9 protein-coding genes and 1 rRNA gene are annotated in these 12,137 nt (G+C 50.7%); 7 read left to right on the forward strand and 3 right to left on the reverse strand.

The features are described 5' to 3' along the window. Positions 1-64 precede the first annotated feature (64 nt). The 6 genes from H6G00_RS24360 (at position 65) to def (ending at position 7,826) form a co-directional block, all read left to right on the forward strand. Positions 65-1,441: an efflux RND transporter periplasmic adaptor subunit gene (locus H6G00_RS24360; RefSeq protein WP_190641456.1), complete on the forward strand. Its 1,377-nt coding sequence runs from the start codon at positions 65-67 to the stop codon at positions 1,439-1,441. A gap of 108 nt (positions 1,442-1,549) precedes the next feature. Then, positions 1,550-4,873, forward strand: coding sequence for an efflux RND transporter permease subunit (locus H6G00_RS24365; protein ID WP_190641455.1), 3,324 nt, complete (start codon positions 1,550-1,552; stop codon positions 4,871-4,873). A 156-nt stretch (positions 4,874-5,029) separates the two neighbouring features. Continuing rightward, the gene (locus tag H6G00_RS24370) at positions 5,030-5,536 is read left to right on the forward strand and encodes a DUF4112 domain-containing protein (RefSeq protein WP_190798703.1); all 507 of its coding nucleotides are present in this window, start codon (positions 5,030-5,032) and stop codon (positions 5,534-5,536) included. A gap of 81 nt (positions 5,537-5,617) precedes the next feature. Continuing rightward, positions 5,618-6,673 (forward strand): hypothetical protein, encoded by a 1,056-nt coding sequence (locus H6G00_RS24375; RefSeq protein ID WP_190798704.1) that lies wholly within the window; start codon positions 5,618-5,620, stop codon positions 6,671-6,673. A 9-nt stretch (positions 6,674-6,682) separates the two neighbouring features. Continuing rightward, positions 6,683-7,264: a TIGR00730 family Rossman fold protein gene (locus tag H6G00_RS24380; RefSeq protein ID WP_190798705.1), complete on the forward strand. Its 582-nt coding sequence runs from the start codon at positions 6,683-6,685 to the stop codon at positions 7,262-7,264. A 28-nt stretch (positions 7,265-7,292) separates the two neighbouring features. Continuing rightward, complete coding sequence (gene def / locus H6G00_RS24385; protein ID WP_190798706.1) at positions 7,293-7,826, forward strand: peptide deformylase; 534 nt, start codon at positions 7,293-7,295, stop codon at positions 7,824-7,826. Between the two features lie 9 nt (positions 7,827-7,835). On the opposite strand, the gene H6G00_RS24390 is transcribed toward def, so the two are convergent. From H6G00_RS24390 to nadC, 3 genes are all read right to left on the reverse strand, one after another. Continuing rightward, on the reverse strand, positions 7,836-8,651 hold the full coding sequence (locus H6G00_RS24390) for a sulfite exporter TauE/SafE family protein (protein WP_190798707.1): 816 nt from the start codon (positions 8,649-8,651) through the stop codon (positions 7,836-7,838). A 160-nt stretch (positions 8,652-8,811) separates the two neighbouring features. After that, positions 8,812-10,572, reverse strand: coding sequence for an arginine--tRNA ligase (gene argS, locus H6G00_RS24395; RefSeq protein WP_190798708.1), 1,761 nt, complete (start codon positions 10,570-10,572; stop codon positions 8,812-8,814). 21 nt (positions 10,573-10,593) lie between these two features. Further along, positions 10,594-11,460 carry a carboxylating nicotinate-nucleotide diphosphorylase gene (nadC, locus tag H6G00_RS24400; protein ID WP_190798709.1) on the reverse strand — a complete coding sequence of 289 codons (867 nt, stop codon included), beginning with the start codon at positions 11,458-11,460 and terminating at the stop codon, positions 10,594-10,596. Positions 11,461-12,025: 565 nt separating this feature from the next. Between nadC and H6G00_RS24405 the strand changes: the two genes are divergently transcribed. Then, positions 12,026-12,137: ribosomal RNA gene (locus tag H6G00_RS24405) — 16S ribosomal RNA — on the forward strand; the annotation flags it as partial.

Raw genomic sequence — 12,137 nt, forward strand, 5'->3', positions numbered from 1 at the left:
CATTTTTAAGCAAGCGCTTGATCAGCTAAGGCAAGAAATTTTCCAAATAATTGGCAAGAAATTTATGTTGCAGGTCGCTCCTTCCGTGCCCCTGGCTGTTGCGCGTAAACCTGTGTCAATCGCCAGCCGCCTAATTTTGACTCTCAGTTTATTACTTGTGTCAGCCGGATGTGAACTGTTTCCTCGTAGCGAAGCTCAGTCTGAGCCTCCTGGTGCAGAGCAAGGCGGCCCACCATCCGTTGATGTAATGGTTGCTGAAACTGCCCCTTTGGAGGCAGCAGAGGAATTCACTGGCACAACCCGACCTTTCCGAGAAGTTTCACTGCGATCGCAAGCTGAAGGGCAACTGTTAGATGTAACGGTCGATATGGGCGATCCAGTAGAGCGGGGGCAGGTATTGGCGCGGCTCGATAATAGGTTGCTGACCGCAACTGTGATTGAGGCGCAGGCAGAGGAAGCAGCCCGTCAGTCTGAAGTGGCCAGCCTGCAAGCAGAAGTCAGCGATGCACTGACCCTAGTAGAACAAGCGCGGCTAGAGTTGGCTCAGGCGCAGTCAGATGCCGCACGACAACAGCAATTATTTAACGAGGGGGCGATCGCAGAGCAACAGGTAGAACTTGCCCAAACTACCGTTGGCACAGCAGAGCAAGCACTCAGATCGGCGCAAGAGCAGGTTCGCACCCGTCAGCAGGTGGTGAGAGCAGCCGAACGGCGAGTTGTTGCTCAGCAAGCGTTGGTTGCCCAAGAACAAGAGCGGCAATCTTACAGTACGCTCGTTTCTCCCGTCACTGGAGCGGTATTATCGCGGGAAATAGAACCGGGCGATCTGGCCCAACCCGGCAGTGAAGTTTTACGACTGGGAGACTTCAGCCAAATAAAAGTAGAAGTCCAAATTTCAGAACTCGAACTGGCAGGTATTCAAGTCGGTCAACCCGTCCAGGTTCGCCTGGATGCACTTCCTAACCAAACCTTTTCGGGCGAGGTAACGCTCATTTCTCCTGCGGCTGACCCCACTGCTCGTCTAATCCCAATTGAGGTGACAATACCGAACCCAGATGAACGCATCGGCAGTGGACTGCTGGCACGGGTTAGCTTCTCTCAACAGGCTGCTGAACGAGTGGTTATTCCGTTGACGGCGATCGAAATCGGAGGAGAGGCAGACGCAGAAAGCTCAGACGCAGAATCACCGCAGGCAGAAGCTTCGGCATCAGAGCAATCAGATGAGCAATCCGGCGAAACAGCCACCATTTTTGTCTTAGAAGGTTCTCAAGAGGAGCCGACTGTGGTGGCCCGAACGGTAAGGTTGGGCGATCGCGCTGACGGGCAAGTAGAAATTCTCTCTGGACTAGAACCCGGGGATCAATACGTTGCGCGGAGCAGTGGCGCTCTGGAAGATGGTGCCGCCGTCCGCCTCAGCCTAATTTCTGAAACATCCTCCTAGAACTAACGTTTTCCCCTTCATCCCATTTATTCGCCCGCTTCTTAATCCTGATACCTGTGCCTACTGCTCATCTAGGCTGCTGATCGTCCTCACTCACTCGTTGAAGCAATGCAAACCCAAAAACCTTCCGGCTTTAGCATTAGCAGCATTTCAATCCGCCGTCACATCGGCACGCTAATGCTGACCCTGGCAGTGATCGTCGTTGGCGTGTTTTATATCTCCAACCTTCAGGTTGATTTGCTGCCTTCTATTACCTATCCCCGGATTGGAGTACGGGTTGATGCACCCGGAATTTCGCCCGAAGTTGCGGTGGATGAAGTAACCCGTCCACTCGAAGAAGCCCTTTCTGCCACAGAAGGGGTGGTGCAGGTTTATTCCCAAACTCGTGAAGGGCAGGTGAGCTTAGACCTGTACTTTGAGCCAGGCGGAGATATTGATCAGGCGTTGAACGATGCAACGGCTGCATTCAACCGTGCACGGGGACAGCTACCCGACACGATCGAGGAGCCGCGTCTGTTCAAGGCTGACCCTTCACAGTTGCCAGTTTACGAGTTAGCGCTGACTTCCTCTTCACTAGAATCGGTCGCCCTGCGGGTATTTGCGGATGAAGAGCTAGGCCGTGAACTGGGTGTGGTTCCAGGCGTTGCCTCGGTGGATGTGTCTGGCGGAGAGGCAGAAGAGGTCATTGTGAACGTTGATCTCGATCGCCTGCAAGCACTGGGCATCGGGCTGACGGACGTATTGGATGAGCTAGAGCAAACCAATCAGGATGTTTCAGGCGGACGAATTTTTGGAGAGAATGCTGAACCCTTAACGCGAGCAATTGGGCGGTTTCAAGACGCTGAGGAAATTAACAATATTTCTTTTGTTGTTGGAGGAAGCAGCACATCAACAGACACTGAGGAGACCGATAGTGATACAGAATCTGGCTTGTCTCCCAGTGCTCCTCGGCGAGTTTACCTGCGAGATTTTGCAGAGGTCATTGATGAATCTGGGGAACAGCGGGTTTTTGTGTCGCTCAACGGACAGCCTGCCGTTAAGGTAAGCATTCAGAAGCAGCCTGACGCAAACTCTATCCAAGTGGTTGATGCAGTTCAAAAACGGCTTGAGGAATTGCGCCAGTCTGGTGTAATTCCCGAAGACATGGAGTTGCTGCCAACTCTGGATGAGTCAGTTTTTATTCGCAATTCTATTTCCAACGTTGCCAGTTCAGGTTTGATTGGCGCAGGATTGGCAGCGATCGCCGTTCTCCTATTCCTTGGCTCCATTCGCCAAACACTGATTATTGTCCTCTCTATTCCTCTGGCAACGCTAGCCGCAATCATCTTGATGGGCGTGTTTGGGCTGTCGCTCAACGTTTTCAGTCTGGGCGGTTTGGCGTTGGGTGTGGGAATTGTGGTCGATAACTCCATCGTCATGCTGGAGGCGATCGCCGAAGGAGCAGGCATGACACCAGGACAGGATACGCGATCGCAAATGCCCCCCGACGAAATCATCGAGCGCTCTATCCAGAGCAGCCAGGAGGTGGAATCGGCCCTGCTAGCTTCTACCAGCACAAACCTGGTGGCGGTACTGCCTTTCCTGCTGATCGGTGGCTTTATCGCCCTGCTGTTTAACGAGTTGATTCTAACCATCAGCTTTGCGGTCGCCGCGTCGATTGTTGTTGCGGCAACCGTCGTGCCCGCAATGTCTTCTCGACTGCTAGGAATTCGCTGGTCAAGCCGCATCGGAGAATTTTGGCTCTTAAAAGAATTTAATCGTCGCTTTGAAGCCTCGACACGAGGCTACGCCAGCACTCTGGAATGGGTGCTGCGAAAGCGTGTCTTAATCGTCTTGGCAACTTTTCTGGTTCTGGGGGGTGGCAGTCTGCTAACAATCGGTCAGATTCCTCAGGAAATTCTGCCGCGCATTAGCACCGGGCAAGCAAACCTGAATGCCCAGTTTCCCCCCGGAACTCCCCTCGAAACCAATCGGAAGGTAATGGAAGAGGTAGACAAGATTATTCAGGCGCAACCGGAGACAGAATACGTATTCACGACAGCGGGAGGCTCCCTCTTTGGCAGCAGTACAAACGAAAACCCGTTGAGAGGCACCAGCAACATCACGCTGAAGCGAGGAAGTGATGTTGAGGAGTTTGTCGCTCGGGTCAATCAAGAGATTGAGCAGCTTAACCTGGTCGATACTCGGATTCGCATAAGGCCGGGTGAAGTGCGTGGTTTGGTACTAAACAATTCTCCGGTGCGTGGTGCAGAAGTAGATGTGGTGCTGCAAGGAGAAGATGAGCGATCGCTAACTCAGGCAGGTTTTCAGGTACTCGACGCACTTGACCAGCAGGCAACGCTGGCAACCTTTCGCCCAGATGCTGACCAGCGCCAGCCTGAAATTCAAATCCGTCCTGACTTGGAGCGCCTGACCGCCCTCGGACTCAACACCCAGGACATCGGGGAAACGCTTGAAACTGCCGTCCAAGGAGTCGTTGCAACCCAGCTTCAGCGCGGTAACCGTTTGGTAGATGTGCGTGTGCAGCTTGACGAGGACGCGATTACCCGGCCGTCGCAGCTAGAACGGTTACCTCTGTTCACAGAAGACAACCAGTTGATTCGGCTAGGAGATGTTGCTCAATTAGAAGAAGGAGAAGCCCCTGGCGAAATTCAGCGGATCAACCAGCGGCAGGTGTTCATCGCAGCAGGCAACTTGAATGAAGGTGCCAGCTTGAGTGAAGCTTTGGCTGAAGTAGATACTATCTTGCAAGGATTAGAGTTGCCTGAAGGGGTTAGTCGTTTGCCCAGTGCTGCGGCCCAAAGTAACCAGGAAATTCAGTCTGCTTTGCCCCTTCTCGGTGGATTGGCTGCCTTCCTGGTATTCGTTGTCATGGCGGTGCAATATAACTCATTAATAGACCCGCTAGTCATCATGTTCACGATTCCCCTAGCTCTAGCAGGTGGAATTTTGGGACTGTATGTGACGCAAACGGCGATCGGTGCAACAGTGATTGTGGGAGCAGTGCTGCTGGTCGGTATCGTCGTTAACAACGCCATCATCATGGTGGAACTAGCAAACCAAATCCGCGAGCGAGAAAAGGTCGATCGCCGCACTGCCATTCTCAAAGCGGCTCCCCAACGACTTCGTCCGATTCTCATGACGACGATCACAACTGTATTAGGAATGTTTCCTTTGGCGTTGGGAATGGGCGAAGGGGGAGAGTTTTTGCAGCCGCTCGGCATCGTTGTGTTTTCTGGGTTATCTCTAGCAACGTTCTTGACGCTGTTCATCATTCCCTGCTTTTACCTGCTACTCCATGATCCCCGTTGGACGAATGGAGTGAAGCGAATGTCTCGTCGTGGACGGGTCGCTCTCGCTTTAGATAGGGTCGATCGCCAGTCTCGACAACCTTCCAAACGAAAAGTAGTCAGGCGATTTTTGAAGGAATAACGTTCTCCTGGTAGAAGACTGGTTCTCCTGGTTTGATTTACGCTATTGTGGCGATCGCGACAGAAGTTGCGATCGCCACAAATGCTTTAGCCCGTTGATTCTGATCTGATGGCGATCGCCCAGCAAAAATTCCTGGCATTATTTGGAGCATCCTAGATGTCACAGCCTCCTCCCAAGCGGGTCCCATCGGTTGTAAATTCCAGAAACACCTCGCTTCAACGTCTGCGCCAACTCAGCCATGTCTTAGACAACGCCATTCCAATTCCTGGTACAGGTTATCGAATTGGACTTGATCCACTTCTGGGGTTACTGCCCGGTGCTGGAGATACGGTTGCAGGAGCGCTATCAGCCTACATTGTCGTTGAAGCAGCGCGAATGGGCGTGCCTCGTGAAATCCTGTTGCGAATGGCATCCAACATTGTTCTGGAAGTTGTGCTGGGATCGGTGCCAATGCTAGGCGATGTGTTTGACGCGACCTGGAAAGCAAATGCTCGAAATATTGCCTTGCTTGAAACTCATGTCGATATGCCCCAACCTAGTCGAGGGAGCGATCGCAAATTTCTAATTCTGCTAATTCTCGGCTTAGCAGTGGTTATTATAGGTTTTGCTACTTTTTCTGTACTGCTGGTTCGCCTGCTGATTGGCGCTATCGGTGGCGGCTAACTCAATTCTTAGCGCTACATTTGGCGTGATCTCCAAGGGAGGATTATGCAATAATGATGCACTGTCTTCCAGAGTCTTCTCATGGTTCAAGCGCCTCCACTTCCCACTGATTTGAACAACTTTAGTTTTGAGCAAAACCCTGATCTCAGCCTTCAGCTTCCTGATCCAGAGGATGATCTGATTCCCGAGGCAGAATTTTTGAGTCAGGTCGAGACAGCCTGGCAGGTGTGCGATCGCTTTGACCTGCAAACCGAAATTTGGCGCGGTCGTATTCTTCGGGCTGTGCGCGATCGTGAAAAGCGTGGCGGCGATGGTCGAGGCAGCGGATTTCTCAACTGGCTCAAAGATCGGGAAATCAGCAAAACTCAGGCTTATTCGCTAATCGAACTAGCAAATAGCGCCGATGCACTGCTGGAAGAGGGTTACCTGGAGCCGGAAGATGTTAACCAGTTCAGCAAACGCGCCTTTGTCGAAACGGCCCAGTCATCCCCGGAAGTTCAGCAAATGGTCGGTGATGCAGCGCGAAAGGGCGATCGCATCACTCGCCGAGAAGTCCGCCAGCTTTCCGACGAATGGACAGCGATGACTTCAGATCTAATTCCTGAAGTCGTAAAGGAAAAAGCTGCTAACAGCACGATTCCTACTCGCTATTTGGCTCCACTGGTGCGAGAAATGGAAAAGTTGCCAGAAGCGCATCAGGTTTCCCTCCAGGCAGAGGTGGCAGGAAATCCTGACGTGGATACGCTGAAGCAAGTTACCGCCGAAGCCCGCTATTTGGCGAAGTATCTCAATGCTGCAACCAACGTGCAGGCCTTAGATAACGAAGCGCTTGACCTGGAATCTGCTTTAGAAGAGGCGTTGCGGGTCGGTTGCCTTAGCTCTACGGCTGACTTAGTCAATCAGGCTTCGCAGTTGGAGCAGGCGATCGTCAAACTCTACACCACTTGGAAACGGCTCAACACTCTTTCAGAGCGGGTTTACCTGGATAGCGGCGCGAGTACACCTCACTTGCGATCGCTCCTTGCTCACCTTAGTCCCCTTTCGGGTGAAGTGCTGGAAGTTCAACTGGGTGATCCGGATGGGGGTAGTTTCTCTCGCACTATTCGTCTCAAAATTTTGCCTGAAACTGATGCTTAAGAGGCAAGTATGAAACGAGTCTGCGTATTTTGCGGCTCAAATCAGGGAGCAAACCCTGCTTACGGGTTTGCAGCCGAGCAGCTAGGTAAACTGCTGGCACAGCAAAACATCGGGCTAGTGTACGGCGGCGGTAAAGTTGGGCTCATGGGCACCGTCGCCAATGCCGCCCTTGCCGCAGGGGGTGAAGTCATCGGCGTGATCCCCCAAGCGCTAGCCGACCGCGAAATTGCTCACACAGGTCTCTCCAAACTGCACATCGTTGCTTCGATGCACGAACGCAAAGCCCTCATGTCAGACTATGCCGACGCTTTCATCGCGCTCCCTGGTGGCATTGGTACGCTTGAAGAATTTGCTGAAGTTCTCACTTGGGGGCAACTAGGACTACACCAAAAGCCCTGTGGTTTGCTTAATATTGAGGGATATTACAACTCTTTGATCGCCTTCTTCGACCACGCAGTTCAAGCGCAATTTGTCCGTCCCGAACATCGCTCAGCGGTAATCGAGACGCAAACCTGTGAAGAACTCTTGGAGAAGCTGAACCAGTATCAGCCCATCCAAATTCACAAGTGGATCGATCGCGATCAAACCTAATTGACCTGTTCAGGAGTTGATCAAAGCCGTGGCTGAATTACTGCAAATTTCCCAACTGGGTAATCCTGTCCTGCGCCAAACTGCCGAACCCATTACCGAGATTCAAGCGCAGCCAGTACAGTCCCTGATCGACGATTTGCTTGCAACCCTCCGGCATTCCAATGGAGTTGGAATTGCAGCGCCTCAAGTAGGTGTTTCTCGGCGTTTGCTGATCGTCGCATCCCGTCCCAATCCTAGATATCCTCATGCTCCCGAAATGGAACCAACCCCGATGATTAATCCTCGGTTGGTAAGCCATTCCGATGAAATCGTGAAAGATTGGGAAGGCTGCCTGAGCATTCCTGGAATTCGCGGTCTGGTGCCTCGGTATCAAGCAATTACGATTGAATATTACGATCGCTACGGCAACCTCCAACACCAAGAACTTACCGATTTCGTCGCTCGCATCTTCCAGCACGAGTTCGATCATCTGGAAGGCTACGTTTTTCTGGATCGACTGGAATCCACGCGAAACATTATTACTGACCAGGAATACCTCAAGCTGATTGCTGAAACTTGCTGACAGGAATAACTAGATCCAACCCTGAACGCCTCGAATAATCATGTAGGCGGCTAGAGCAAACAGCAAAAACTTAAACAGGAAATTGACCGTTCGATCAGGCAATCGAGGCAGCAAGCGAGTTCCTGCCTGTGCTCCAACAATTCCACCTAATCCCAGACACAACCCAGGAATCCATAAAACGTTGCCATTCCACGTGTGCTGGGCAAGTCCTGAAACGGCGATCGCCACAATTGCGCCTAAACTCGTCCGCACTGCCGCCTTAATCGATTCTCCCAAAAACAGCATTTGCAGCGGCACCATCACCACCCCACCACCCACGCCAAACAAACCAGATAGCCCACCTGCTAACAGACCGATTCCAGCAATTGAAGTGAGCGGTGCCTCTTTCTCTGCTTCTGGCACTTCTTCCCCAGATGTTAATTCTGGCTCCATCGTCTTCTCAGTTTTTCGCTTGAGTCTTTGACGTAGATCCATCAAATACGTCGTAGCTAGCAACAGAACTGCAAATCCTAGAGCCAAAGCTGGGTCAGGGAGGCGATCGCCCAACCAGGCACCCCCTTGCGCCGTAACAACCCCAAAAGCCGCTAGCATTAACGAAACCCGCCAGTTCAATTCACCGGCTCCTAAATTCCGCAAGCTACCAGAAACCGCGCTCAAAAACACCCCAATCAAACTCGTCGCAGTAGCTTGGATTAATGGCACTCCCAGAAATGTCAGGGCTGGAACCATCAGCAGTCCCCCCCCAATTCCCAGCAATCCAGCTGCAACTCCGGTAACTGACCCTACCAAAACCAGCAGTACCCATTCCAGGGGCGTATCAAGCATTCACACCAACTCCTGTAATAGATGCATTGGTAGGTTGGGTGGAGCATAGCGAAACCCAACACTTACATAAGCTCTGCGTTAGGGTTTCATACTTCAACCCAACTTACATTCTTCAAAGGTTATCAGAAGTTTTATCGTCAACCAGAAGTTTCCCTAACTGCTACATCCGCTCCAACACGGGAATTCCCAGCAAAGATAGTCCTAATTTGATCGTTCTCGCAGTCAAATCACACAACACTAACCGCGACGTTCTGATAGGTTCTTCCGCATCCAGTACCGTGCAACGATCGTAGAACTGATTAAACTTTTGGCTCAGTTCAAATAGATATTGGCAAAGCTGATTCGGCAGCAGGTCTGCATCAATTATGCTGAGAATTTCATCTAGCCGAAGTAAGTGTTTTGCTAATACAAACTCTTCATCTTCTTTCAACACAACCGGACAGTCGGAACCTAATTTTTCAAAATCAATGTTTCCCTTCCGACTGATCCCACGCGTCCTTACGTAGGCATAAAGCATATATACAGCCGTATTGCCTTGCCGCGCCAGCATTTTGTCATAGCTGAAAATATAGTTACTCGTTCTGTTTTGGCTCAGGTCAGCATACTTTACCGCACTAATCCCGATTACTTGAGCGCTATGTTTGATAAATTCTTCTGTTTCCTCACGTCCCTCTTCTTTAAGACGATTTTCTAGGTCAGTACGAGCATGGGCGATCGCCTCATTCAACATATCCTCCAGCCGAATTGCTTCTCCAGAACGGCTCTTTAGCTTTTTCCCATCTTCCCCTAGTACAGACCCAAGTGGCGTGTGAACAAACTCCACATCGTCCGTAATCCAGCCCGCTCGTTTACCAACCTGAAAAATTTGAGCAAAGTGATTTGTTTGTTCTGCCCCAACCGGATAAACCACTCGGTCTACCTTATCCACACTTACCCGATAGCGAATGGCAGCCAAATCAGTAGTGGCATAGTTATATCCACCATCCGACTTCTGCACGATCAGAGGCAAAGGGTCCCCTTCCTTATTCGTAAAACCCTCCAAAAAAACGCACTTTGCCCCGCTATCTTCAACCAATAAACCAAGCCGATCCAGCTCCCCTATTACATCCGGCAAAAACGGATTATAAAAAGACTCACCTCGAATAATCAGAGGAGACAAACCCATCAAATCGAAAATTCTTTGATTGGTTCGGTTAGATAAATCGCAAACAATTTTCCACGCGCGTAGAGTTTCTTCATCACCCGCCTGAAGCTGCACCACAGACAGTCGCGCTGCATCCTGAAAGGCCACATCCTGATCAAATCGCTTTTTGGCATGACGATAAAACGATGCCAAATCTTCCAGATCTAAATTCTCATCAGACTTCAGCGCCTCTGGATATGCTTCCCGCAAATATGCAATCAGCATCCCAAAAGGCGTTCCCCAATCCCCCACATGGCTGAGCCGCAACACCTCATAACCCAAAAATTCTAGAATTCGGGCAATGCAATCTCCAATCACTGAGGGACGCAAATGTCCAACGTGCATTTCCTTCGCAATGTTGGGACTGGGATAGTCTACGATCGCCCGTTTAGGCGGCTCAATTGGAGCTACTCCCAGTCGGGAATCAGCCTGCACACACCGAAGCTGCTCCTCCAGGTAACTCGTCTTGAACGTCAAATTAATAAAACCCGCACCTGCTACGGTAGGTGGTTCACAAAACTCGCTCACATCAAGGTGCTGAATAACTTGCTCAGCGATCGCCCTCGGTGCTTTCCCCAATCGCTTCGCCAGCGACATCGCTACATTAGACTGATGATCCCCAAACTTAGGATTACTAGCAGGTACCAAAATCGGATCTGTTCCTTCCAAGTCAGACCCAAACGCAGCCACCAACGCCTGCTCAAACTGCTCTCGAATTTTCTGGATTGTAGAATTCATAAATCAAAAACTATTTAACTCTTAACTGGCAACGACCATCCTCATACTGATGTCTAGCCAAGAAGAGCGAGTAATTGGCGCACTGCTAGAAATATAGTCCATACCCGTCTCCGCCACCGCCCGGATCGTCTCCAGCGTAATATTACCTGAAGCCTCAATCCTAATATGCGGACTACGTTGACGGATTGTTTGCACTGCCTGTCTCATCATCTCCAGCGGCATATTATCCAACATAATGATGTCCGCTTTGTGAATCAGGGCTTCTTCGACCTGTTCCAGCGACTCCGTTTCCACCTCAATGGTCAGCGGATAAGGAATATGAGGACGAATTCGGGCGATCGCCTCTCCAATTCCCCCTGCCGCCGCAATGTGATTATCCTTGATCATTACGCCATCATCCAATCCCATGCGGTGGTTCACAGCACCGCCCACTTGAGTTGCATACTTTTCCAGAAGTCGCAGTCCCGGCGTAGTTTTGCGCGTATCGACAAACTGAGTTGGCAAATCTGCAATCTGCTCCACATACTTATTGGTCAGCGTTGCAATCCCACTCAGCCGCATCACTACATTTAACGCGACCCTCTCCCCCGTCAAGAGCGCATCCATCGATCCACTCAACCGAGCAATGGGGTGTCCATGAGCGCACCACTGCCCTTCCTCAACAAGTGCCGTAAAAGTGGACTGTTCGCTGAGTAGATGAAAAACCCGCGCAGCAATCGGCAATCCCGCAACGACCCCTGCTTCTTTCACAATCCACTGAGCCTGTCCACTAACAGCGTCAGATGCAAAAAGGCCTTGAGTTGTGCGATCGCCCCGCCCAATATCCTCCAAAAGCCAGCTTTTCAGCAGTTGATCCAGCACCAAAGCAGGCGGTAACACAGGAGCCATTACTTATAATTTTCCAGCTTCGCTAAGTCCAACAATAGTAATTAGATAGGACTCATTGATGCAACCTGCAACTTTTCCAAGCCTCTGGATGAGTATCTCGCTTGTCCCAACTAAGCAGACAGCAGTCTTAATCCAATAGCAATCAAGGCTTTTAGGATTTTGCAGCTACCACTCCGCTCGGGACTCACCCTATCGCGTTAGAGATTCATCTCAAGAAATCATAGACCTTAAAGGCGATCTCTCGAAGATTCCCAGCACCCACAAGGCTGAAACCCTGCAGATTCCATGCTTTCAGCGTTTCCCGAAAAACTTTTGAGAAATGCTTGACAGTTTCTTGGATGTCTCGTTATATTGGTTAAGCGGTCGAGAGAGAGCCGAACGGAAACGGAAGGCACTGGCTTCGACCCCGAACCTTGAAAATCTAATAGTTTGAAAGCCAGAATAACACTTATACCCCGTTAAATCAATTAGTTTGCTTTAGAGTTTCGACTTTAGAGTAAGCAAAAATGAAAACCGGGACTAAGTCAAGTTCCGGGAGCCTAACAAATCTCGAATTTGTTTAATTACAATGGAGAGTTTGATCCTGGCTCAGGATGAACGCTGGCGGTATGCTTAACACATGCAAGTCGAACGGAAGTCTTCGGACTTTAGTGGCGGACGGGTGAGTAACGCGTGAG

The sequence above is a fragment of the Leptolyngbya sp. FACHB-541 genome, assembly GCF_014695875.1.
GTDB lineage: Bacteria > Cyanobacteriota > Cyanobacteriia > Elainellales > Elainellaceae > JAAUTN01.